We start from the raw sequence: 23209 nt of genomic DNA on the forward strand, positions 1-23209 counted from the left end.
AGCCGGCTGGAACACATCCCTGGCTCCATCATGCACACAGCCGGCCACAACCGGCAAGCTGGTCATTCATCCACCTGTGGGCACCTGCTCAGCCTGTGCGCGACTGCCGATGCGCCTTCCAGCTGCCGTAGATCACGACCAGGCCGGGAATCAGGATCATGGCCCAGATGATCTTGTCCAGGTTCTGCTTGACCCAGGGCAAGCTGCCCAGGAAATAACCCGCCGTGCAGATGCCCAGCACCCAGATCACGGCGCCCACGATGTTGTAGAGCGTGAACTTCACGCGGCTCATCTCGGCCACACCGCCCACGAAGGGCACGAAGGTGCGCAGGAAGGGCATGAAGCGCGCCAGGATGATGGTGATGCCGCCGTAGGTCTCGTAGAAATCGTGCGCGCGCTGGAAGGCGCGCTTGTTGAAAAAGCGCGAGTCCTCCCACTGGAACACCTTGGGGCCGAAATAGCGCCCGATGGAGTAGTTGCACTGGTCCCCCAGCACCGCCGCCGCCAGCAGCACGGCCACGGCCAGCGGAAAGCTCAGCAGGCCGGCCCCGGCCAGCGCCCCCACCACGAAGAGCAGCGAGTCACCCGGCAGGAAAGGCATGACGACCACGCCGGTCTCGACGAAGACGATCAGGAACAGCAGCGCATAGACCCAGGCACCGTAGTTCTGCACGAACACCTCCAGGTGCTTGTCCACGTGCAGGATGAAGTCGATCAGAAAGGTGAGGATTTCCATGGGAGGGGATTATCCCTGCCCCGCCCGCACCCTGCGCTCACACCGCGCAATATCGCTCCTGGATCTCGGCGTTCTCCAGCAGGGCCTGCGCATCCCCCTGGTGCACGATCCGGCCCTGGTCCAGGATGTAGGCCCGGTCGGAGATGGACAGCGCGCGCTCCACGTTCTGCTCCACCAGCAGGATGGTGGTGCCGGCCTGCTTCATGCGCACGAAGAGCTGGAACATCTCGTGCACCAGCAGCGGCATGATGCCCTCGGACGGTTCATCCAGCAGGATCATGCGCGGCCTGGCCATCATGGCGCGGGCGATCGCCAGCATCTGCTGCTCGCCACCGGAGAGCGAGGTGCCCTCCTGATGCAGGCGCTCCTTCAGGCGCGGGAAGGTCTCGGCGATCTCGTCGATCATGGCGCCCATCTCGCCGCGGCGCGGGCTGGCCAGCAGGCCGAGCTGCAGGTTCTCCAGCACGGTCAGGCCCGGCACGATGCGCCGCTCCTCGGGCACATAGGCCAGGCCTTGGTGGAAGCGCACGTGCGGCGGCTGGCCCAGCAGCTCCTGCCCGTCGAACACCACCTGGCCGCGGCACTTGCCCACCAGGCCCATGATGGTGCGCAGGGTGCTGGTCTTGCCCGCACCGTTGCGCCCCATGAGCGTGACGATCTCGCCCTGTCGCACCTCGAAATCCAGGCCCTGGATCACATGGCTGTGGTCGTACCAGGCGTTGAGTTGTTGCACTTTCAGCATGATCTTCCTTAACCTTGTCCCAGGTACACGCGCTTGACCTCGGCGTTGTTGCGGATCTCCTCGGGCGTGCCGTCCACCAGCAGCTCGCCGTGGTGCAGCACGATGAGGCGATTGCACAGGCCCATCACCATCTTCATCTTGTGCTCCACCAGGATCACGGTGCGTTCCTGCGCCAGCCGGCGGATCAGGTCCATCATCACCAGCGTCTCCTCGGGCGACATGCCGGCGGTGGGCTCATCCATCAGCAGCAGCTTGGGCTCGCAGGCCAGGGCCATGGCCACTTCCAGCGAGCGCTGCTGGCCATGGGCCAGGTCGCCGGCGAGCTTGTCGCGGCTGGCCTGCAGGCCCACGCGCGCCAGCAGGGCATCGGCCCGCTCGATCAGTTCGCGGTAGTGGCTGCGCGGGCGCAGCAGCTGGAAGCGCGTGGTCTGCATCTGCAGCGCCACCCGCACGTTCTCGTGCGCGCTCAGGTGCTTGAAGACGTTGGTGATCTGGAAGCTCTTGGCAATCCCCAGGCGGGCAAACTCGTGCGGGGCAATGCCCGTGATGTCCTGCCCCTGGAACAGCACCTGCCCTGCGCTGGGCGGCACGCCGCCGCTGATCACGTTGAAGAAGGTGCTTTTCCCCGCGCCGTTGGGCCCGATGATGGCCGTGAGTTCACCGGTGCGGAAGGACACGCTCACATCGCTGAGCGCCTTGAACTTGCCGTAAAAGCGCGAGGCGTGGCGCACTTCCAGGATGGGCACATTGCTCATGCGGCACCTCCTTGGCGGCGCTGCCAGCGCTCCAGCTGGTGCAGCAGCGTGCCCCACAGGCCCTTGGGGAAGAACAGCACGAAGACCATGAAGACCAGGCCCACCACCCCCATCCAGTAGCGCGTGAGGTTGGTGATCACATCCTCCAGGTAGAGGAAGACCGCCGCACCGACGAAGGGACCGAAGAAGGTGCCCATGCCGCCGAGCAGGCACATCATCACGGCCTGGCCCGACTGCAGGTAGTGCAGCGAGTCGATCGGCACGATGGACAGGTGCAGCGCGCGCAGCGTGCCGGCCAGGCCGCAGATGCCGGCCGACAGCACAAAGACCAGCAGCTTGGCGCGCGCCACGTCGTAGCCGCAGGCGGCGGCGCGCTTCTCGTTCTCGCGGATGGCCTCGATCACGGCGCCGAAGGGCGAGCTCAGCACGCGCGAGAGGAACCACAGCGCCAGCGCCACAAAGACGTAGATCACATAATACTTGTTGAGCGGATCGATGAAGTTGATGGACAGGCCCGGCAGCTCGATGAACTCCACCTTGACGCCGCGCAGGCCGTTCTCGCCGCCGGTCCAGTGGTCGGCCTTGTAGAAGGCGTAGTAGACGATCTGGCCCAGGGCCAGCGTGACCATGGAAAAGTAGATGCCGCGTGTGCGGATGGCCAGGAAGCCGATCAGCAGCCCGACCAGGGCCGAAGAGGCCACGCCCGCCAGGATGGCCGCCCACCAGGGCCAGCCGGCATGCACCACCGCGATGCCGGCCAGGTAGGAGCCGACGCCCAGGAAGGCCGCATGGCCGAAGGACAGCATGCCGGTGTAGCCGAACAGCAGGTTGAAGCCCACGGCGTAGAGGCCGAAGATCAGGATGTTGACCGACAGCGCGTCATAGGGCATCAGGAAGGGAAACACCAGCAGGAACAGCAGGGCCGAGGCCACCCGGTGCTGCCGCGCCAGCGTGAGGAAAGAGATCAGGGTCTTGTTCATGGTGCTCGGTCAGCTCATCAGTCCGGCCTTGCCGAAAAAGCCCTGCGGCCGGATCAGCAGGACCACGGCCATCAGGACGAAGATGGAAAGTTCGGCGTACTCGGGCGCCACCAGCGAGGTCATCGCAAACACGATGCCCACCAGCAGGCCGGCCACCACCGCGCCGGGCAGCGAGCCCATGCCGCCCACCACCGTGACCACAAAGGACTCGGCCAGGATGGGGATGCCCATCTCGGGGTTGACGGCGCGCGTGGGCGCCGCCAGCAGTCCCGACAGGCCGGCGATGGCCGTGCCGATGCCGAACACCAGCAGCCAGACGCGCGAGATGTCGATGCCCAGCACGCGCACGATCTCCGGGTCGCGCGAGCCGGCGCGGATGATCAGGCCATAGCGGGTCTTCTCGATGAAGAGCCACAGCGCCAGCACGATGGCCGCCGTGGCGCCGATCAGGAACAGGCGATAGAGCGGGAAATGCCCGAAGCCCAGGGACACCGAGCCGCGCAGCGCAGCCGGCGTGGAACTGGGCAGGCCCTCGATGCCGAAGGCGAAGCGCATCACGTCGATCAGCACGTAGGACAGGCCGAAGGTCAGCAGCAGCGGGTAATCGATGCCGCGGCCATAGAGCGGGCGCACCAGGAAGCGCTCGCACACCAGGCCGATGGCGCCGGTGGCCAGCGGGACCAGCAGCAGGCTGAACCAGAAGTTGCCGGTGATGCCGAGGAAGTAGACGCCGAGGAAGGCGCCCACCATGAAGAAGGCGCCGTGGGCGAAATTCACCACGGTCAGCATGCCGAAGATCAGCGACAGGCCGATCGCCAGCAGGGCGTAGATGGCGCCCAGCGCGATGCCGGTCATCAACTGCAGGGCAAACAGTTGCGGCGAGATATCAAGCATTCGGATTCTTCGGTGGGATCAGAAAAATCCCGCGGCGCACAGGCACCGCGGGACGCAGACGCAGCGCCGTGGATCAGGTCGAGACCTTGTGGCCCAGCTCGTCGCAGCTGCGCAGGTTCTTCTCGTCGGCGTTCTCGATGGCCAGCACATTGAAGACGTCGTACTTGTCCTTCATGTTCCTGGACTTCGACTCGACGATCACCACCGACTGCACCGACTGGTGGTCGCACTTGCGGTAGAACTGCTCGCCCTTGTACCAGTTGTAGCGCAGCTGGCGCAGGGCGATGCTGACCTTCATGGACTCGGTCGAGTTGGCGTTGAGCACGGCCTGCAGCACGCTGCGCACGCCGGCGTAACCCAGCGCACCGTAGTCCGACGGCACCGCACCGCCGTTGGCCTTGCGGAACTTGTCGTTGAAGGCCTTGGCCGCCGGGATCTTGTCTTCCATGCCCCAGTAGTAGGAGGTGCCACCCAGCACGCCCTCGAAGGCGTCGGGGCCGCCGGCCTGGCGCGCCGTGTACAGCAGCACCGGGGCGATGATCTTGGTGTTGGCCTTGATGCCGAAGTCGGTGGCCTGCTTGGCGGAGTTCACCAGGTCGCGGCCGAAGTTGCACAGCACCAGGATGTCGGGCTTGAGCGCCTGGATGCGCGGCAGGAAGGCCGAGTAGTCGGCCGCGCCGATCGGGTGGCGGATGTCGGCCAGCGTCTGCACGCCCAGGGACTGCCCGGCGCGCTGGAAGCCGCGCACCATCTCGTGGCCGTAGGCGTAGTCGGCCGTCAGGTAGACCACCTTCTTGCCGAACTTCGGAAAGGCGTAGCGCGCCACGGCACCCGCGGTGAGGTGCGGGTTGAGCGCCTCGTGGAAGGTGTACAGGCTCCAGTCCTTGGCCTCGTTGATGGCATCGGACTGGCTGATGGAATTGAACAGCACCTTGCGGTCACGGCAGACCGCGTTGATGGAGAGCTGGGTGGCCGCCGACAGCGAACCCACCACGAAGTCCACCTTGTCCTTCTCGATCAGCTCCAGCGTGCGGGTGGCGGCCTCGCCCGGGTTGAGCTTGTCGTCGCGCACCAGCAGCTCGGCCTTGCGGCCCTTGTAGCCGCCGGCGTCGTTGAAGTCCTTGATGGCGATCTCGGCCGCGCGCACCTGGTCCTGGGCCTCGGCAGAGAAGGCACCGGTCAGGGGCACCGGGAAACCGATCTTGATCGGCGTGGATTGCGCACGCGCCACACCCATCCAGGCCGGAGCCACGGCGACAGCTGCGCCTCCGACGATGAGGGAACGACGACCTGGATTCCTGGGGGCTAGCTTCTCAGTCATGTTTTGTCTCCGGTTGTTTTCAGGTGGGTGAAAGGTCACAAGGTGCCTGGTTCGGACCAGGTTCGCGTTGTCATGCGGGGACGGGCGAGAGGTCGATGGCGGTTTCCATCATCACCTCGCGCGCGTCGCGTTCGATCGAATCGGCGGTGGCACCCGGCTGGGTGTGCGACTGCATGTAGGCACCCAGCCGCCGGGCGCGTTGCACCGCCGCCTGGCCGGCCGGCCGGCGCAGCTGCTCGAAAGCCTGCAGCGCCTGCGGGGTGGCGCCGTGCGCGGCAAGGCTGTCGGCCATGGCCATGGCGTCCTCGGCCGCCTTGGTCACACCCATGCCCACGTGCGGGCGCGCGACGAAGGCCGCGTCGCCCATGAGCGCGATGCGGTCGAAGGCGATGCGCTCGCTGCTCAGGTCGTAGATCGGCTGCAGGAAGGGCTGCGCCGTCTTCTCCAGGATCTCGGCGAATTGCGGCGCCAGCTTCTCGCGCGCTGCCTGCCGCACGGCGGCCACGTTGCGCCAGTCCACCTTGTGCGGCGGCAGGCCCAGCGGGTGGTGCTGGCCGTCGGCGTCGGTCATCAGGGCCTGGAGCGCGCCGTTGTCCGCTGCCGGGCGGTACCAGACAAAGTTGTAGCGGCGCTGGCCGCGCGCCACCGAGTTGCCGGCACCGGCCACCGGGTAGCCGATGATCTGCTCGTCAGGCGGCAGGCCGAAACCGAAGGTCTCGAACACCGTCTCCAGCGTGCGCCGCGACAGCACGGACTCATCACACACGCCGCGCCAGGCCACGTAGCCGGCGTACTGGATCTTCACCTCCGGCGCCAGCGCGCTGCGCACCGCCGAGCGGATGCCGTCGGAGGCCACCAGCAGTTCGGCCTCGAAGCGGCGGCCGTCCTCGCATTGCACACTGACGCCGTCGCCGCTCTGGCGGACCTGGCTCACGGCCGCGCCCTGCACATAGCGTTCGGCCGGAAACACCGCCAGCAGGATGGCGTACAGGCGGCTCCAGGAGGTCAGCACCTGCGGGATGTGGGCCTGGTCCGCCGTGTGGCCCTCGCGGTCCAGGATGACACGGCGATCGATCGCCACGCCCAGCGGCGCGTCCGAGGTGATGCCGCAGCGCGCCAGCGCCGTCACCAGCGGGCGGTGCGTCACGATGCCGGCCCCGCGGCCATCGAGCGAACCGCTCGCCTTCTCCAGCAGGACCACGTCGTGGCCGGCGCGATGCAGCAGGTTGGCCGTCAGCAGGCCACCCAGCGAACCACCGGCCACGAGGATGCGTGCCATCAGGCAGCAGCCTTCGCCTGCTGGGCGTCCAGCTCGGCCTTTTCCTGCGCCGGGTAGTTGAGCTCGATCACCACGCCGCTGGGGTCGTCCAGGAAGAGCTGGTGCAGGCCGATCTGCGGCACGGTACGCTCGCGGCACGCGATGCCGAGCTTCTTCAAATGCGCCAGCATGCCCCCCAGGCCCTGGGCAAACAGCGCAATATGGTCCACCGCCCCGCTGCCGTGCAGGGCGGAGACATCGCGGTCGCCCAGGTAACGCTTGAGACCCTCGGGGTCGTTCTTGTCGATGCCGATCACGTGCACCATCGCGTTGGCCCAGCTGCCGGTGTCGCCGCTGTAGAGCCAGATGCCGGGGAAGGGAAACGGCGGGCGCGGGCCCACGGTCAGCCCCAGCACCGTCTCGTAGAACACCCGCGTCGCGTCCATGTCGGTGGTGCGGATCGAAAAATGATTCAGTGCCAGTGCCATCTCGGTTTCTCCTTCTTGGGGCGTCTAGGCCAGTGCGAGCACGGGGGCCCGGCTTCGGGCGCGGGCTTGGCTGCCCTGGCCAAAGACTTCGGGCAAGGTCTGCAGGTAGCCCAGCACGCGGTCGTGCACGAACACCTCGTCAAACGGATCGGACTTGCTGCCCGGCTTTTCCAGGCCATAGACCCAGCGGCGCATGCCCATATAGAAGATGCTGCCGTGCAGGCCCATGAGCAGCTCCATCTCGCGCGGGGTGGGCTTGGCGCGGTTGGGCAGGCCCAGGTAGCGCCGGCTCTCGCGCACCAGGCGCGGGAACAGCTTCTCACCCAGCAGGGCGAAATAGCGGTCGGTGATGTAGCGGTCGCTCAGGCCCGAGAAGACGAACACACGCACCCAGTCGCGCTCCAGGATGCGCTTGGCGTACTTGGTATAGAAGCGCGTGAGCTTGGTCTCCACGTCCAGTGCCTTGTCGTCCAGCAGCTCCTCCCACTCGCTTTCCCAGCGCGCGGCGAACAGGTCGGCGTAGACACGCTCGATCAGGGCCTGCTTGGTAGGGAAGTAGTGGTAGAGCAAGGTGTGGGTGATGTCGAGTTCGCGCGCCAGGTCGCGCAGCTGGCCGTCGAGCCCGTGCTCGGAGAAGAAACGCACCGCCCCTTCCACGATGAGCCGCTCGCGCTCGGCCGGCGACAGCCGGCGCCGCGGCGCGGCCGCATCGGCGACCGGCTTGACAGGGTTTTTACGGATGGATGTGGCCACGGGCTTGCTTGATAGTCCGGGTTAATTTAACGCTTGGTCAATAAGCCTGAATCAGGACAAACCCCAAGCCACCCAGACGACACAGGACAGCCCCATGGAATTACAAGGCAGCGTGACCATCCCTTCCACGCCGGACCAGGTCTGGCAGGCCCTGAACAACCCCGAGGTGCTGCGCCTGTGCATCCCCGGTTGCGAGGAAGTGCGCCAGATCTCGCCCGAGGAGATGCACGCGCGCGTGCAGCTCAAGCTCGGCCCCGTACGCGCCAATTTCATCGGCAAGGTGCGCCTCACCGATGTGCGCCCGCTGCAGGGCTACACGCTCAACTTCGAAGGCTCGGGCGGCAGCGCCGGTTTCGCCAAGGGCAGTTCCGTGATCACGCTGGCCGCCGTGGCCGAAGGCACGCGCCTGGACTACACCGCGCAGGCCTCCGTGGCCGGCAAACTGGGCCAGATCGGCGGGCGCCTGATCGACGCTTCGGCGCGCCAGCTGTCCGAGCGTTTCTTCGAAGCCTTCAAGGCCCAGCTCAGCGCCGCCCCCGTGCCGGCCCTGCCGCTGGCCCTGCCCGCTCCCGGCGCCGGCCTGCCCGCGCTCGCCACACCGGCTGCAGCGGTCGTGCCTGCCGCACCCACGGGCTGGTTCGAGAAAGAAAAACCGCGCCTGCTCTGGTTTGCTGCCGGCGTGGCCTCCACCGCCCTGGGTGTGTGGATGGGCGCGCACTGGCTGCGCTGAGCAAGACGCACGCACCCCATCTGCCGCGAGGACCCCGCCCATGAAAGCCCCCGCCTTTTCCTACGCCCGCCCCCGGCAGCTCGCCGAGGTGCTGGCCCTGCTGGACCGCCACCGCGACGAAGCCCGCCTGCTGGCCGGTGGCCAGACCCTGCTGGCCACGCTGAACATGCGCCTGTCCGAACCCGCCCTGCTGATCGACCTGCAGGGCGTGGCCGAATTGCGCGGCCTGCAGCTCAGCGGCAACGCGCTGCGCATCGGCGCCATGGTCACGCACAGCGAGATCGAAGCCTCGGCCGAGGTCGCGCGCCACGCGCCGCTGCTGGCCCTGGCCGCGCCGCACATCGCGCACCGCGCCATCCGCAACCTGGGCACTTTCTGCGGCTCCATCGCCTACGGCGACCCGGCCGCCGAATGGCCGGCCTGCCTGCTGGCACTCGACGGCGTGGTCGTCGCGCGCAGCGTGGCGGGCGAACGCCGCATCGCCGCCAAGGATTTCTACACCGGCCTGTACACCACCACGCTGCAGCCCAACGAGATGATCGTGGCCTGCGAGCTGCCGCTGGCTGCCCCCGGCCAGCACTACGTCTTCGACGAACTCTCGCGCCGCCATGGCGACTACGCCGTGGTCGGCCTGGCCGCCGGCGCACAGCTGCAGAACGGCGTGCTCGGCAAGGTGCGCCTGGCCTGGCTGGGCACCGGCAGCATGCCGCAGCGCTCGAAGGCCACCGAGCAGGTGCTCGAAGGCCAGCGACTCAGCCAGGCCGTGCTGGCGCAGGCGCTGCAGACCCTGCGCGCCGAGCTGCAGATCGAGGGCGACCTGACCCACAGCCCCGCCGCCAAACAACATCTGGTGGGGGTGATGCTCAAGCGCGCCCTGCACACCCTGACACAGCAGCCCGCGCTGCAGGCCTGAACGCCGACGAGGACATGCCATGAGCACGATGCACGAAGCACCCGACGAACTCGACACCGGCGCCCGCCCGGTCACCATCACGGTCAACGGCCACTGCGGCCAGCACGCGGTGCAGCCGCGCACCCATCTGGTGGATTTCCTGCGCGACAGCCTGGGCCTCAAGGGCTCGCACCTGGGCTGCGAGCATGGTGTGTGCGGCGCCTGCACCGTGCGGCTGGACGACACCGTGGTGCGCGGCTGCCTGGTGCTGGCCGTGCAGGCCGACGGCCGGCGCGTGGAAACCATCGAAGGCCTGAGCGAGCGCGGCAGCATCCGCGACCTGCAGCAGGCCTTCATCCGCCACAACGCCCTGCAGTGCGGTTTCTGCACCTCGGGCATGCTGATGGCCGCCAGTGAACTGCTGGAGCACAAGCCCGGCGCCAGCCGCGAGGACGTGCGCGAATGGATGAGCGGCAACTACTGCCGCTGCACCGGCTACCAGGCCATCGTCGACGCCATCTGTGAAGTGCTGGCCGCCCGCCGCGCCGCCCGCCCCCAAGGAGGAGCCGCATGAACGCCCCCGAATCACGCGCCCTGAAAAAATCGCTGGAAGACGCGCAGGCCTCGCGCGCCGAAACCCGCGCCGAAGCACCGCACACCCCGGTGGCCGAGCCGCTCACCGGCCCGCTCAAGGATGCGCGCCACATCGGCCAGGCCATCCCGCGCCCCAATATCGAACGCCTGACCGAAGGCCGTGGCCAGTACGTCGACGACCTGGAACTGCCGCGCATGGCCCATGTGGTGTTCTGGCGCTCGCCGGTGGCGCACATGAAGATCCTGCGCATCGAGCGCGACTACGCGCGCATGATGCCCGGCGTGCTGGCCGTGTACGATGGCCCGGACCTGGCGACCATCTGCAAGCCCTGGGTGGCCACCCTCACCCACCTGGCCGGCATCAAGTCCGCGCCGCAGTACCCCATGGCCATGGACCGCGCCTGCTGGCAGGGCGAGCCCGTGGTGGCCGTGGTGGCCAAGACCCGCGCCGAGGCCGAGGACGCGCTGCAGTACGTGCAGGTGGAATGGGAAGCCCTGCCCGCCGCACTGGACATGAACACCGCGCTGGCACCCGAGACGCCCATCATTCACCCCGAACTCGGTGACAACCTGTGCTTCGCGCGCAGCCTGGACACGGGCGGCGTGGACGAGGCCTTTGCCCAGGCCGACGTGGTGGCCGAGGCCACCTTCGACTTCGGCCGCCACACCGGCGTCACCCTGGAGCCGCGCTGCCAGATCGCCGACTACAACCCGGCCGCCGGGCAGCTCACGGTCTACCACTCGCAGCAGGCCCCGCACATGATGCAGGACCTGTACTCGCGCCAGTTCGGCCTGGCCGAATCGGCGGTGCGGGTGATCTGCAAGGACGTGGGCGGGTCGTTTGGCATCAAGGTGCACGCCTACCCGGACGACTTCGCCACCGTGGCCGTGGCCATCCTGCTCAAGCGGCCGGTGAAGTTCGTGGCCGACCGGCTGGAGTCCTTCACCAGCGACATCCATGCACGGGAGCACCGCATCAAGGGCCGCATCGCCGCCAACAAGGCCGGCGACATCCTGGCCTTCGAGATCGACGACGTCACCGGCATCGGCCCCTTTTCCATGTTCCCGCGCACCAGCGGCATCGAGGGCAACCAGGTCGTCAACCTCACCGGCGGCCCCTACAAGCACAAGGCCTACCGCGCCAAGCTCAGCGTGGTGTTCCTCAACAAGACCCCCACCTGCCAGTACCGCGGTGTGGGCCACCCGATTGCCTGCGCCGTGACCGAAGGCCTGGTGGACCTGGCCGCCGCCAAGCTGGGCATGGACCCGCTGGCCTTCCGCCAGCGCAACGTCATCCCCGACCACGCCTACCCGGCCACCGGCGCCTCGGGCATCAAACTCGAAGTGCTGTCGCATGAAGCGTGTTTGCGCAAGATCGAAGCGCTGATGGACTACCCCGCGCTGCGCGCCGAGCAGGCCGCGCTGCGCGCCAAGGGCATCTACCGCGGCATCGGCTTTGCCACCCTGATCGAACTCACCAACCCCAGCGCCGCCTTCTACGGTGTGGGCGGCGCGCGCATCTCTTCGCAAGACGGCGCTACCATCCGCCTGGAGCCCACCGGCGGCGTGGCCGTGATGGTGAGCGTGGGCGAACAGGGCCAGGGCACCGAGGCCATCTACGCGCAGATCGCGGCCGACGCCGTGGGCGTGCCCATGAGCGCGGTGCGCCTGGTCACCGGCGACACCGAGACCGTGCCCTATGGCGGCGGCACCTGGGCTTCGCGCGGCGCCGGCATCGGCGGCGAGGCCGTGCTGCAGGCCGGCCTGGCCCTGCGCAGCAACATCCTCAAGGTGGCCGAGACCATCCTGCAACGTGACGCCACAGGCATGACCGTCAGCGAAGGCGTGGTGAAGGATGCCGTGAGCGGCGAAACCCTGCTGGACTTGAAGGAACTGGGCCGCGTGGCCTACTACCGCCCGGACACGCTGCCGGCCGGCTTCACCTCGGAGCTGATGGTCACGCGCCACTACGCGCAGCGCGACTACCCCTTCATCTTCACCAATGGCGTGCAAGCCTCCTACGTGGAGGTGGACACCGAGACCGGCTTTGTGAAGCTGCTCAGGCACTGGGCCGTGGAAGACTGCGGCCGCGTCATCAACCCCAAGCTGGTGGACGAACAGATCCGCGGCGCCATCGTGCAGGGCATCGGCGGTGCGCTGTTCGAGGAATGCCTGTACGACGACGAAGGCCTCATAACCAACGGCAGCATGGCCGACTACCTGGTCCCCATGGCCGGCGAGATGCCCGACATCGTGGTCGCGCACGTGGAAACACCCACGCGCAGCTCGCTGCTGGGCGCCAAGGGTGCGGGCGAGGCCGGCACGGCCGGCGCGCCGGGCGCGGTGGTGAATGCGATCAACGATGCGCTGCGCCCGCTCAAGGCCGAGGTCTGGTCACAGCCGGTGACGCCGGAGAAGGTGCTGCGGGCGCTGGGGCATATCTGAACGAGGTCGGGAACAGAGGGCGGGGCTGGTGTCGGTTTAGAGCCAGTGCACCCACGTCTGTGGGCTTGACCGGCTGCTGTGCAGCGGGTGCTGCCGGTGGTTGCCGCAAGGGCGGATTCACCCTACCTTACTACCAAGCAGTCGTTGGGTCCAGCAACAGTCGACGGCCCTAACGTCAGCTGTAGTAGGCACAGCAATGCAAGGCTGTGTTGCCCGGCCTCGGCGAGTCGAGTAATTGCGCAATCGAACGCCCCTATCCGAGCGACGCTTTGCAGCGACCTCTCTCTACTCCAAAACGCAGACGGCGCAGCACTTTGGATAAGATGCACATAGGTCCCGGCACTGGGAGCGCATCACCGTGCAGATGAACAATATTCAGGAGGTCCAATGGCAGCCAAAGTTCAGGTCAAATCGCTGACGTTTGGGAATCCTCCATTTCGCAAGCTGGGCAACATCAACATTGAGTTCGCCGACCGTCTTACCCTCATCGCAGGGCACAACGGTATCGGCAAATCCACCATCTTGGGCTTGGTCGCCAACACCTTTGGAATGACTGGCCGTGGTAGCCCAAAAAGCTACTTTGGTGAGCCCTTCTATGCAAACATAGAGCGCATCGTTTACTTGGCGTTGGCTGAAGTGGCTGACGCCCAGAAAGACTTGGCTTCCGCTCCTGTTGTCACAGCCTGCGTCAATGGCGCTGAGGTCAAAAAACGTTGCTCAATGACCCACCGTTCGGTCTGGAAACGCGCTCGGGTTGTGCCACGGACGCTTGATAAGGCCGAAGACGACACGGTTGGACAGGATGCCAAGATTCCGCTGCCGACCATATACCTTGGGATGCGGCGGCTTGCCTCGGCAGGCGAGGCAGACGAGAAGGAAGTCGCCAGCAACAAGCTGGACATGCACCTGGCCGACAGCGCACTGATGGTGGATTTCGTCAGTTCAGTGATTCATGGCACCGAACTGAACACGGACGTGACCCACCAAACCATCAAAGGCTCAAAGAAAAAGACCGCTCAACCCGGCTACACCCAGCATGATGCGCTCGCCGTGTCCATGGGTCAGGATAGCCTGGGCAGCATGGCGACAGCGCTGGCGTCATTCAACCAGTTGAAGCGCGATATGGGCGAAGAGTATCCAGGGGGCTTGCTGGTCATTGACGAAATGGATGTAGGCTTCCATCCGCACGCCATTGAACGGCTCGCCAAGGCACTGAAAACTTATGCCAAGCAACTTGACCTGCAAATCATTGCCACCACGCACTCGCCTCGTCTCATTGAAGCCGTTCACCCAGACGGCGACGGGAACGCCAATGCACCCGACAAGGTAATCTACCTGCTTGACACCAAGTACCCCAGACTGGCTGACGATCAATCACTTCGGGCCGTGCTAAGCGACATGGCCATGACGTCGGACGCAAAGAAGCCAACTAAAAAGGTAAAGCCAACCCTGGCTGTTTACTTCGAGGACGACGAGGCCGCGCAGTTCTGTTCCGGCTTGATCCCAACAGCGAAGAAAACCGCCTTGTCCAAGAAGTATGGCGTTCGCATCAACTTGATTGCGCTGGGCATTGGTGGATCTCATCTGGTCAAGCTTCCAGAAAAAGACCCACTATTCCTGGACAGGGTTTTGGTCGTGGACGCCGACACCACCGTACCCCAAGCTGCGGCAGCTAGAGGCAACACTGTCAAGTTGCCAAACGTGCCTGGCACAACCGGTGTTGCACGGTCATTGGAGAATACCGTCAAGCAATTCCTGCGCGACATTTCCAATACCCCAGACGGTCCTCTGCGCGAGGCGCTGTTGGATCTCAACACGCCAAACCCGACCAGTGACAAGGTCCACGTCAGCTTTTTTCAAGACGGTGATGGCAACAGTACCGAGCGAACAAAAACCAAAGCTTGGTGGAAGAAACACTGGGCCAAGCTGAAGAATTGGGGCGTGATTGGGCAATGGGCTGTGGTTTACAAAACCGAGGTGGCCAAATTTGAAGTCGCCTTTGAGACCGCGGTTGCCCGTACCGCTGACCGGCTGAAAAACAAGGCATGAGGTAAGCTATTCGCCTACCGATCTATCCATGTACTCCAACAAGCTGTACACCCCTCTACGTTACCCCGGCGGCAAAGCTCGCTTTGCCGCGTTGATTGCCGAGGTAATCACGACCAACGACCTTGCCGGCGGACACTATCTTGAGCCGTATGCAGGAGGGGCAGGTGTTGCCCTGTCACTGCTGATCGATAACGTCGTTGGACACATTCACATCAATGATGCTGACCCCGCCATAGCGGGGTTCTGGCGCGTCGCCACGCAGAAAACAGCCGAATTGGTGGCGATGGTCGCCACCGAACCCATCACCATGGATGCGTGGCACCACTGGCGTGGGGTGATGCTGGGGCAGGAGACCGGAACGGAGCTGGATCGCGGTTTTGCCACGCTGTTCATGAACCGGACCAACCGCTCAGGCATCCTCAAAGGTGGCGTTATTGGTGGCAAAGCCCAAGCGGGCAGCTACAAAATCGATGCGCGATTCATGCGTGACGAGCTTTGTACGCGCCTGGAGCGAATTGGCCAGCACGCCGCGGGCATCCACGTGTATGAAGAAGATGCACATGAGCTACTTCGGCGTTGTCACCAGTTTTTACCAGCCAAGTCACTCATCTACCTGGACCCACCGTACTACGTCAAAGGCGCTGGCCTGTACCGCAACTTTTACAAACACGACGACCACGTGCAGATTGCAAAGCTTCTGGGTAGCCAGCGTTTCAAGCGACCGTGGATCGTGTCGTACGACAACGCAGAAGAGATCAGAGAGATGTACGCATACGCCACACCCTATGCGTACGGCCTCCACTACACTGCCCAGCGTCGCTACACGGGCTCAGAAGTCATGTTTTTCAGTAGGCGCCTTCAGGCACCGCTGGATGCGATGGAAAAGATTGCGGCCTGACGGTCATCCACTTAACGGCAGGATGGGGCCACGGGTTAACCAGACGATCTTCGGTAAGGCATGCACAATCGCCAACGATCTGGTCAGGCCGAAATGTCGATTCAACAAGCATTGCAAGATACGCCGTCGTTTCCATCATTGATGTTCATGGCCGGCATTGCCAGCTCATCGCACGTCAGACGGATCGCTTGCGATCAAACAGCGGCCGATGCCGGTTAAGTACCCGGTCTGGGATACGCAGCGGTCGTATGAGGCGCCGTTCGTCGAAGGGCCGGTAACGATCACTGCGGACCTTCGCGACCCGCCTTTGTGTGACTCCGTTCAGCCTGAAGCCTATCTACCCAGGAATTCTCAGCGCTAGCTCCTGCCCGCAACAGGGCACTCCACCCAGCCTAAAATGCCCCGGTGAACGCCCCCCTCGCCTCCGCCCCCCGCCGCCCCATCCGTGAACTGCCGGATGAGCTGATCAGCCAGATTGCCGCGGGCGAGGTGGTGGAGCGCCCGGCCTCGGTGGTGCGCGAGCTGGTGGACAACGCGCTGGACGCGGGCGCCACCCAGATCACGGTGCGCCTGCTGGCCGGCGGCGTGCGCCTGATCGCGGTGGAAGACAACGGTTTCGGCATTCCGTGCGACGAGCTGCCCATCGCCCTGAAACGCCACGCCACCAGCAAGATCGGCAGCCTGCACGACCTGGAGTCGGTGGGCACCATGGGTTTTCGGGGCGAGGCGCTGGCCGCCATCAATTCCATCGCCGACTGCGCCATTCTCTCGCGCGTGGCCGAGCAGTCCAGCGCCTTTCTGCTGGACGGCCGCACCGGCGAGATCCGCCCCGTGGCGCGCAGCGCCGGCACCACGGTGGAGGTGAAGGAGCTGTTTTTCAGCACGCCGGCACGCCGCAAGTTCCTCAAGACCGACGCCACCGAACTGGCGCACTGCATCGAATCCGTGCGCCGCCACGCCCTGGCCCGGCCCGACGTGGGTTTTGCCATCTGGCACGAGGGCAAGCTGGTGGAGCAGTGGCGCGTCTGCAGCGGCGAAGACGCCCTCAAGCAGCGCCTGGCCGACGTGCTGGGCGAGGACTTCATCACCGAATCTGTCGTGGTGGACTACGGCACCAGCCTCAACCTGCCCGGCGTGCGGGTCTGGGGCCGCGCCGGCATCCCGGACGCCGCACGGTCGCGCGCCGACCACCAGTTCTGCTACGTCAACGGCCGTTACGTGCGCGACAAGGTGCTCACGCACGCCGCGCGCAGCGCCTACGAGGACGTGCTGCACGGCCACCGCCAGCCGGTCTATGCGCTTTATGTGGAGATCGACCCGGCGCGGGTGGACGTCAACGTGCACCCCACCAAGATCGAGGTGCGCTTCCGCGACGGTCGCGAAGTGCACCAGGCCGTGCGCCACGCCGTGGAAAACGCCCTGGCCGCGCCGCGCGCGCAGGCGGCTGTCAACGGGGGTTCGGCTGTGCCGGCCCACCTGGCCGACATTGCGCGGCCCATCGCGCCGGCGCCCTGGGCCCAGCCCGCTATCAATTTCGGAGCAAGCGACACCTCGGCGCGCGGCCATGAGGTGCACGACCTGGCCGCGCTGTGGCAGCCCGCGTCCGCGGCAACACCCGCGGCGCCGGCCTGGGCGGTGCGCGAGCCCGGCTCGGCGGCACTCGAGGAGCCGCGGCCGCAGCCCGCTGAAGAAAGCGGCAACACCTGGCCGCTGGGCCGCGCCCTGGCGCAATTGCAGGGCGTCTACATCCTGGCCGAGAATACCCAGGGCCTGGTGGTGGTGGACATGCACGCCGCCCACGAGCGCATCGTCTACGAGCGCCTGAAGAACCAGCTCGACGTGCAGGCCATCAGCAGCCAGCCCCTGCTGATCCCCGCCACCTTCGCCGCCACGCCGCAGGAAGTGGCCACGGCCGAGGCGCACGCCGCCACGCTGCAGACCCTGGGCCTGGAGATCACCTCCTTCTCGCCCAGGACGCTGGCTGTGCGCGCCGTGCCGTCCACCCTAGCGCAGGGCGATGCGGTGGAGCTGGCGCGCAGCGTGCTGGCCGAGCTGGGCCAGCACGAGGCCAGCACGGTGATTGAGCGCGCCCGCAACGAGCTGCTGGGCACCATGGCCTGCCACGGCGCCGTGCGTGCCAACCGCAAACTCACACTGGAAGAGATGAACGCCCTGCTGCGCGACATGGAGCAGACCGAGCGCTCCGACCAGTGCAACCACGGCCGCCCGACCTGGCGGCAGGTGACGCTCAAGGACCTGGACGCCCTGTTCCTGCGCGGGCGCTGAAGCTCAGACCGTCGCCAGCAGGCGCATGCGCCCCTCGCTCCTGGCTTTCTCGAAATAACGGCCATCGGCCGTGATGAATTCCGCGCCCGGTGTCTCCAGGGCCACTGCGTGGTACAGGGCATCGAAGACATGGTGCTGATACCTGATCGCCAATTCCAGCGCGCGGGCGTAGATGCCAGGGTCGCCGGCCGTCTCGAACTCGAGGTCGAGCAGGTCCAGTACGTCGTCCAGCGCCTGCTGTGGTTTGAGCCGCGCCAGCACGGCCGCTACTTCAGCCACGAAATGCGGCGGCTGCAGCAGCCTTACTTCCCCGCTGGCCACCTGTCCCAGCAGGCCGAGGGCCAGGTCGACATCATCCTCACCGGCCGCGTCGGCCAGAAACCACTTCAGGGCCACGCTGGCATCGAGAACCACGGTCACGGCCGGCCTTCTTCACGTGCGGCCCGCAACTGGCTCTGCGAGACGCTGGGCGCCTGCAGGCGGCGGCGGGCAATGCGTTTGTAGGCGGCCATGCTGCGCTGCCGGCGCTGCGCACGCTCCACGGCCTCGCGCATCAGGTCCGCGATGATGGCGCTCTTGTTCTGCCCATCGAAAGCGGCATTAAATGCCTCCTTGACGTCGTCCGGGACACTGAAGTTGACGGTGGACATGGCGACCCCTGTTTGTTGAAAATTTCAACAATATTATGGCAACCCTCGCCAGACCGCACAAGCAGCATCTGGGGGTATTTCGGGACGGCATGAACTTTTCCGGTCCGCAAGGCATCCTATGACCCCATGAAACGCTGGTTCCTCCTGCTCCTGGCCCTGCTCACCGCCTTTGCCCTGGTCACGGGCTGCGCCACCCTCGACGAGAAGCAGCGCGGCTGGATCTTCCAGCCCTCGGACCGCAGCTGGTGGCGCGGCGACGAGGCGGCCCAGGGCATGACGGATGTGTGGGTCGCCTTCACCTCGCGCGAGACCGGGCAGGCGGTGAAACTGCACGGCCTGTGGCTGGCACACCCGGACCTGGCCCGCAAGCCCGACGCACCGGTCATGCTCTATCTGCACGGCGCGCGCTTCAACGTGGTGGGCTCGGCCTTCCGTGCGCGGCGCATGCAGGAGCTGGGCTTCTCGGTGCTGGCGGTGGACTACCGGGGGTTCGGCAAGAGCTCGCCCGAGCTGCCCTCGGAGACCATGGCCTACGAGGACGCACGCGCCGCCTGGGACTGGCTGGGCCGGCAGTACCCCGGCCGGCCGCGCTACATCTTCGGCCACTCCCTGGGCGGGGCCATTGCCATCGAGCTGGCGGCGCAGGTGGAAGACGAGGTGGGCACCCTGGTTGAAGGCACCTTCACCTCCATCCCCGATGTGGTCAGCAGCTTCAAATGGGGCTGGCTGCCCGTGGGCCCGCTGATCACCCAGCGCTTCGAGGCCGTGAAGCGCGTGCCCGACATCGGCTCGCCGCTGCTGGTGGTGCACGGCGCCAACGACACCCTGATCCCGCCCGAGCTGGGCCGCAAGCTCTTTGACGCCGCCACCGGCCGCAAGGCCTTTGTGCTGGTGGAAGGCGGTTCGCACCACAACACCAACTCGGTGGGGCAGTCGCAGTACCGGGTGGCGATCAACGAGCTGTTCGGGCTGCGCTGAGCAGCGCCAGCTAGTCCGGATCCAGGTGCTGGAAAACGGCGCGCAGCACCTGGGTGCTGCCGGCATCGAACTCCAGCAGCAGCTCACTGTCACTCCAGCCCCAACCCGAACACTGTCCCAGCTCATAGGCCCAGGCAGCGGTGCCGCGACGCACCGGGTCCCCCAGCAGTTCCAGCACCTGGGCAGGCGATTTGCCTACCAGCAGCTGGCGCTCGATGAGGTCCTGCGCCATGCCGCCTCGAACGCAGCCAGGATCATTGGAGGCGCCGTACACCGGCGCGGCCGACCGCCATACCCGGGCATCGAAAGTTTCGGGCGGATGGCTGGGTTGACGGAAACCCCGGAAAAGCCAGAGGGCCGCCATCAGCCCCAGGAGTACCAGGACGGCCACGAAGAACACGACACTGCGTGCCTTGCGTGGGGCGTCAGATGTCTGATGCGGAGACGACATGGGGTGCCAGCCAGAAAGGCTGCCGTGAGAGACCGACGAACATCGCTACATCCTAGCCACCGCACCTGACCTTGCCTATCCCCCAAACGTGGGAGCCCCCCGATCTGCTAATCTCAGACCGATGTCTGTCGCCCTGCCTGCGGCCACTCCCGCGCCCGCCATGTCCCCCGCCCTGATCGTGCTCATTCTGTCCCTCCTGCTGGGGCTGCAGCCGATCACCACCGATCTCTACCTGCCCGCCCTGCCCGCGCTGACCGCGGGCTTCGGTGCCACGCTGCCGCAGGCGCAGCTCACGCTCACCGCCCTGCTGCTGGCCTTCGGCATCTCGCAGCTGGTCTGGGGCCCGCTGTCGGACCGCTTTGGCCGCCGGCCCATCCTGCTCTGGGGCCTGGGGGCCTATGTGCTGGCCTCGGTCGTCAGCACGCTGGCACCCACCATGGAACTGCTGATCGTGGCGCGCGTGCTGCAGGGCGTGGCCATGGGCGCAGGCGTGATGTGCGCGCGCGCCATCGTGCGCGACCTGTACAAGCCCGTGGAGGGCGCACGCATGATGTCCAAGGGCCTGACCGGCCTGGGCGTGATCGCCTGCCTCAGCGGGCCGCTGGGCGGCGTGCTCTCGGGCTGGGCCGGCTGGCGCATTGCCTTGCTCGCGCTCTCGGTGTTCGGCGCGGCCACGCTGGCCCTGGTGGCCTGGCGCTTCGAAGAGACCGTGAAGCAGAAGAACCCGCAGGCCCTGGAGCCGGCCACGCTGCTGCAGACCTGGCGCGGCATCCTGCGCCACCCGACCTTCTGGGCCTATTCGGCGCTGTCGGCCGCCTCCTATGGCGGGCTGTTCACGGTGCTGGCCTCTTCGTCCTTCGTCTTCATCGACGTGCTAGGCCTGTCGCGGCCGGCTTACGGCTTCATCATGAGTTCGGTGTCCCTCACCTACATCCTGGGCACGCTGGCCTGCCGGCGCCTGCTGCCGCGCCTGGGTGTGCGGCGTTCGGTGGCGCTGGCGGCGGGTTTCACGCTCGCGGGCGGTACGCTGATGGGCATCTTCGCGCTGGCCGGCCTGCACAATGGCTGGGCCATCATGCTGCCCTTCTACCTCTTCATGCTGGCGCACGGCGTGCACCAGCCCTGCAGCCAGAGCGGCGCCGTCGGCCCCTTCCCCTACGCCGCGGGCGCGGCCTCGGCGCTCAACGGCTTCCTGATGGCGGTGACCTCCTTCATCGTCGGCCACTGGCTGGGCACGGCCATGGACGGCACGGTGCGCCCCCTGATGTACGGCGTGTGGTTCTGGAGCGTGATGATCGCCCTGGCGGCCTGGACCTTGGTGCAAAAGCATGGCAAGTCCGAACACTGAACCCACTGCCGCGTTGAGCGCCGCCGGGCCGCCCCAAGGCGCGAAGGCCCCCTCGGGGGGCAGCGCAGCACACGAAGTGGCAAGCGTGGGGGCCATTCTCGCGATTGCCGGGCCGACGGCCAGCGGCAAGACGGCGGCCGCGCTGGCCATTGCGGCGAAGTTGCCGGTGGAGATCATCAGTGTCGATTCGGCCCTGGTCTACCGCGGCATGGACATCGGCACGGCCAAGCCCAGCGCCGCCGAACTGGCCGCGGTGCCGCACCACCTGATCGACATCCGCGACCCGCTGCAGGCCTACAGCGCGGCCGAGTTCGTGCACGACGCCACCGGACTCCTGCAGGCCATCCACGCACGCGGCCGGTTTCCGCTGCTGGTGGGCGGCACCATGCTCTATTTCAAGGCGCTGTTTGACGGCATCGACGACATGCCCCGCGCCGACGCGCAGGTGCGCGCACAGATCGAGGCCGAAGCGAAAGCACAGGGCTGGCCCGCGCTGCACGCCGAGCTGATGCGCGTGGACCCGGTGACCGCTGCGCGCCTGGCCCCGGCCGACGCACAGCGCATCCAGCGCGCGCTGGAGGTGTACCGCGTCTCCGGACTTCCCCTGTCGTCCTTCCACACGCGCCGGGACGACGCCCAGCCCTCGGCCGCCATGCAGGCCACCACGCTGATCTCTCTGGAGCCTGCCGATCGCGCCTGGCTGCACGAACGCATTGCACAGCGCTTCGACGCCATGCTGGCCGGTGGGCTGCTGGACGAGGTGCAGCGCCTGCGCGCGCGCGGCGACCTGCACCCCGAGCTGCCGTCGATGCGCTGCGTGGGCTACCGCCAGGCCTGGGAGGCTCTGGACGGCGTCTTCCCGATGGGCGAACTGCGCGAGCGCGGCATCTATGCCACGCGCCAGCTGGCCAAGCGCCAGATCACCTGGCTGCGTTCCATGCCGCAACGCCGCGTGGTGGCCTGCGACGCGCCCGACGCGCTGCAACAGGTGCTGCAGATCGCCCTGGCCTGGCACCAGGAGGCTTAGGACTTTTCTGCTGGCGCGGCCAGGTGCTGCACCAGCAGCCGCGCCGCCGGCGACAGCGCCGCCAGGTCGCGCACGCACAGCACCAGCCTGCGCGCCGCCCAGGGCTCGTCCAGCGACACGCAGCGGATCTTGAGCGAGGGCAGGAACAGCTGGGCACTCTTGCGCGGCATCACGCCGATGCCCAGCCCCGCGGCCACCATCAGGCACAGGGCGTCGTAGCTGCTGACCTGGATGCGCAAGCGCAGCGGGCGGCCCAGCCCGGCCGCGGCCTGGGTCAGCAGATTGTTCATGGCACTGCCCGGATGGGCCCCTACCACGTCGTGGTCCAGCACCTGCGCCAGCTTCACCGACTTGCGCCGCGTGAGCGCGTGGCCGGCCGGCGCGATCACCACCAGCTCGTCGTCGTGGTAGGGCAGCAGGCTGAACCGCTCGCCGTAGCTCCCGTCGTTGAGGATGCCGATGTCGGCGGCGTTGTCGGCCACCGCCTTGGCGATCACCGAGCTGATGCGCTCCTGCAGGTGGATCTGCACCTGCGGGTAACGCTCCATGAAGGACTTGAGCTCGGCCGGCAGGAACTGCGTGATGGCCGAGATGTTGGCGTAGACCCGTACCTGGCCGCGCACGCCGCTGGCGTATTCGCTCATCTGGGCCAGGATGCCGTCCAGGTCGTTGAGCACTCCACGCGCCAGGTTGAGCAGCGCGTAGGCCGCGGCGGTGGGCTCGGTGCCTTTGTTGCTGCGCACGAAAAGTTCGGTCTGCAGCGTCTGCTCCAGCTCGCTCAGGCGCTTGCTCACGGCCGAGGCGGCGATGTGCTCGCGCGTGGCGGCCTCGGCGATGGTGCCCTCTTCCATCACGGCGACGAACAGGCGCAGGGAGACCGGGTCGAGCTTCATGGGGCCCGATTAGAGCATGCCCGGCGGTTTGCCATCTCCGT

23 protein-coding genes are annotated in these 23209 nt (G+C 66.6%); 10 read left to right on the top strand and 13 right to left on the bottom strand.

Features of this window, described 5'->3' with window-relative positions:
- Positions 1 to 88 precede the first annotated feature (88 nt).
- From AC1RRP_RS00680 to AC1RRP_RS00720, 9 genes are all read right to left on the bottom strand, one after another.
- Positions 89 to 736, bottom strand: coding sequence for a DedA family protein (locus AC1RRP_RS00680; RefSeq protein ID WP_493032252.1), 648 nt, complete (start codon positions 734 to 736; stop codon positions 89 to 91).
- A 37-nt stretch (positions 737 to 773) separates the two neighbouring features.
- Positions 774 to 1478 carry an ABC transporter ATP-binding protein gene (locus tag AC1RRP_RS00685; protein ID WP_493032254.1) on the bottom strand — a complete coding sequence of 235 codons (705 nt, stop codon included), beginning with the start codon at positions 1476 to 1478 and terminating at the stop codon, positions 774 to 776.
- A gap of 8 nt (positions 1479 to 1486) precedes the next feature.
- Positions 1487 to 2233 (bottom strand): ABC transporter ATP-binding protein, encoded by a 747-nt coding sequence (locus AC1RRP_RS00690; RefSeq protein ID WP_493032255.1) that lies wholly within the window; start codon positions 2231 to 2233, stop codon positions 1487 to 1489.
- Positions 2230 to 3213 carry a branched-chain amino acid ABC transporter permease gene (locus AC1RRP_RS00695; protein WP_493032258.1) on the bottom strand — a complete coding sequence of 328 codons (984 nt, stop codon included), beginning with the start codon at positions 3211 to 3213 and terminating at the stop codon, positions 2230 to 2232. Before AC1RRP_RS00695 ends, AC1RRP_RS00690 begins: the two co-directional genes overlap by 4 nt.
- Positions 3214 to 3222: 9 nt before the next feature.
- Positions 3223 to 4107 carry a branched-chain amino acid ABC transporter permease gene (locus AC1RRP_RS00700; protein ID WP_057675337.1) on the bottom strand — a complete coding sequence of 295 codons (885 nt, stop codon included), beginning with the start codon at positions 4105 to 4107 and terminating at the stop codon, positions 3223 to 3225.
- 73 nt (positions 4108 to 4180) lie between these two features.
- The gene (locus AC1RRP_RS00705) at positions 4181 to 5428 is read right to left on the bottom strand and encodes an ABC transporter substrate-binding protein (protein WP_493032260.1); all 1248 of its coding nucleotides are present in this window, start codon (positions 5426 to 5428) and stop codon (positions 4181 to 4183) included.
- 70 nt (positions 5429 to 5498) lie between these two features.
- A complete protein-coding gene (locus AC1RRP_RS00710) occupies positions 5499 to 6707 on the bottom strand; it encodes an FAD binding domain-containing protein (RefSeq protein WP_493032262.1) in 1209 nt (402 codons plus the stop codon).
- Positions 6707 to 7174: a VOC family protein gene (locus AC1RRP_RS00715; protein WP_493032264.1), complete on the bottom strand. Its 468-nt coding sequence runs from the start codon at positions 7172 to 7174 to the stop codon at positions 6707 to 6709. The genes AC1RRP_RS00710 and AC1RRP_RS00715 overlap by 1 nt, the downstream gene beginning before the upstream one ends.
- A gap of 24 nt (positions 7175 to 7198) precedes the next feature.
- Positions 7199 to 7927 carry a TetR/AcrR family transcriptional regulator gene (locus tag AC1RRP_RS00720; protein ID WP_493032267.1) on the bottom strand — a complete coding sequence of 243 codons (729 nt, stop codon included), beginning with the start codon at positions 7925 to 7927 and terminating at the stop codon, positions 7199 to 7201.
- Between the two features lie 94 nt (positions 7928 to 8021).
- Here AC1RRP_RS00720 and AC1RRP_RS00725 point away from each other — a divergent pair, with 94 nt between their 5' ends.
- From AC1RRP_RS00725 to mutL, 7 genes are all read left to right on the top strand, one after another.
- Positions 8022 to 8657, top strand: coding sequence for an SRPBCC family protein (locus AC1RRP_RS00725; protein WP_493032269.1), 636 nt, complete (start codon positions 8022 to 8024; stop codon positions 8655 to 8657).
- A gap of 40 nt (positions 8658 to 8697) precedes the next feature.
- Positions 8698 to 9570 carry an FAD binding domain-containing protein gene (locus AC1RRP_RS00730; protein WP_493032270.1) on the top strand — a complete coding sequence of 291 codons (873 nt, stop codon included), beginning with the start codon at positions 8698 to 8700 and terminating at the stop codon, positions 9568 to 9570.
- A 19-nt stretch (positions 9571 to 9589) separates the two neighbouring features.
- Complete coding sequence (locus AC1RRP_RS00735) at positions 9590 to 10123, top strand: (2Fe-2S)-binding protein (RefSeq protein WP_493032272.1); 534 nt, start codon at positions 9590 to 9592, stop codon at positions 10121 to 10123.
- Positions 10120 to 12588: a xanthine dehydrogenase family protein molybdopterin-binding subunit gene (locus AC1RRP_RS00740; RefSeq protein ID WP_493032274.1), complete on the top strand. Its 2469-nt coding sequence runs from the start codon at positions 10120 to 10122 to the stop codon at positions 12586 to 12588. Before AC1RRP_RS00735 ends, AC1RRP_RS00740 begins: the two co-directional genes overlap by 4 nt.
- 387 nt (positions 12589 to 12975) lie before the next feature.
- The gene (locus AC1RRP_RS00745) at positions 12976 to 14637 is read left to right on the top strand and encodes an AAA family ATPase (protein ID WP_493032276.1); all 1662 of its coding nucleotides are present in this window, start codon (positions 12976 to 12978) and stop codon (positions 14635 to 14637) included.
- 28 nt (positions 14638 to 14665) lie between these two features.
- Positions 14666 to 15535 (top strand): DNA adenine methylase, encoded by an 870-nt coding sequence (locus AC1RRP_RS00750; protein WP_493032278.1) that lies wholly within the window; start codon positions 14666 to 14668, stop codon positions 15533 to 15535.
- Positions 15536 to 15940: 405 nt separating this feature from the next.
- Complete coding sequence (gene mutL / locus AC1RRP_RS00755) at positions 15941 to 17821, top strand: DNA mismatch repair endonuclease MutL (RefSeq protein ID WP_493032280.1); 1881 nt, start codon at positions 15941 to 15943, stop codon at positions 17819 to 17821.
- Positions 17822 to 17824: 3 nt separating this feature from the next.
- Here the strand turns inward: mutL and AC1RRP_RS00760 are convergent, their stop codons facing one another.
- Both AC1RRP_RS00760 and AC1RRP_RS00765 read right to left on the bottom strand, forming a co-directional pair.
- Positions 17825 to 18241, bottom strand: a complete 417-nt coding sequence (locus AC1RRP_RS00760) for a type II toxin-antitoxin system VapC family toxin (protein ID WP_493032282.1) — start codon at positions 18239 to 18241, stop codon at positions 17825 to 17827.
- Complete coding sequence (locus tag AC1RRP_RS00765; RefSeq protein ID WP_493032284.1) at positions 18238 to 18471, bottom strand: hypothetical protein; 234 nt, start codon at positions 18469 to 18471, stop codon at positions 18238 to 18240. The genes AC1RRP_RS00760 and AC1RRP_RS00765 overlap by 4 nt, the downstream gene beginning before the upstream one ends.
- Positions 18472 to 18597: 126 nt before the next feature.
- Here AC1RRP_RS00765 and AC1RRP_RS00770 point away from each other — a divergent pair, with 126 nt between their 5' ends.
- The gene (locus tag AC1RRP_RS00770) at positions 18598 to 19449 is read left to right on the top strand and encodes an alpha/beta hydrolase (RefSeq protein ID WP_493032286.1); all 852 of its coding nucleotides are present in this window, start codon (positions 18598 to 18600) and stop codon (positions 19447 to 19449) included.
- 10 nt (positions 19450 to 19459) lie between these two features.
- On the opposite strand, the gene AC1RRP_RS00775 is transcribed toward AC1RRP_RS00770, so the two are convergent.
- On the bottom strand, positions 19460 to 19900 hold the full coding sequence (locus tag AC1RRP_RS00775) for a hypothetical protein (protein WP_493032288.1): 441 nt from the start codon (positions 19898 to 19900) through the stop codon (positions 19460 to 19462).
- A 121-nt stretch (positions 19901 to 20021) separates the two neighbouring features.
- Between AC1RRP_RS00775 and AC1RRP_RS00780 the strand changes: the two genes are divergently transcribed.
- Together AC1RRP_RS00780 and miaA are read left to right on the top strand one after the other, a co-directional pair.
- Positions 20022 to 21248 carry a multidrug effflux MFS transporter gene (locus AC1RRP_RS00780; RefSeq protein ID WP_493032290.1) on the top strand — a complete coding sequence of 409 codons (1227 nt, stop codon included), beginning with the start codon at positions 20022 to 20024 and terminating at the stop codon, positions 21246 to 21248.
- Complete coding sequence (gene miaA, locus AC1RRP_RS00785) at positions 21229 to 22275, top strand: tRNA (adenosine(37)-N6)-dimethylallyltransferase MiaA (protein WP_493032292.1); 1047 nt, start codon at positions 21229 to 21231, stop codon at positions 22273 to 22275. The genes AC1RRP_RS00780 and miaA overlap by 20 nt, the downstream gene beginning before the upstream one ends.
- Here miaA and AC1RRP_RS00790 read toward each other — a convergent pair.
- On the bottom strand, positions 22272 to 23168 hold the full coding sequence (locus AC1RRP_RS00790) for a LysR family transcriptional regulator (RefSeq protein WP_493032294.1): 897 nt from the start codon (positions 23166 to 23168) through the stop codon (positions 22272 to 22274). The genes miaA and AC1RRP_RS00790 overlap by 4 nt on opposite strands.
- Positions 23169 to 23209 lie beyond the last annotated feature (41 nt).

It is taken from the genome of Hylemonella sp. GW821-FHT12C09 (assembly GCF_058807395.1).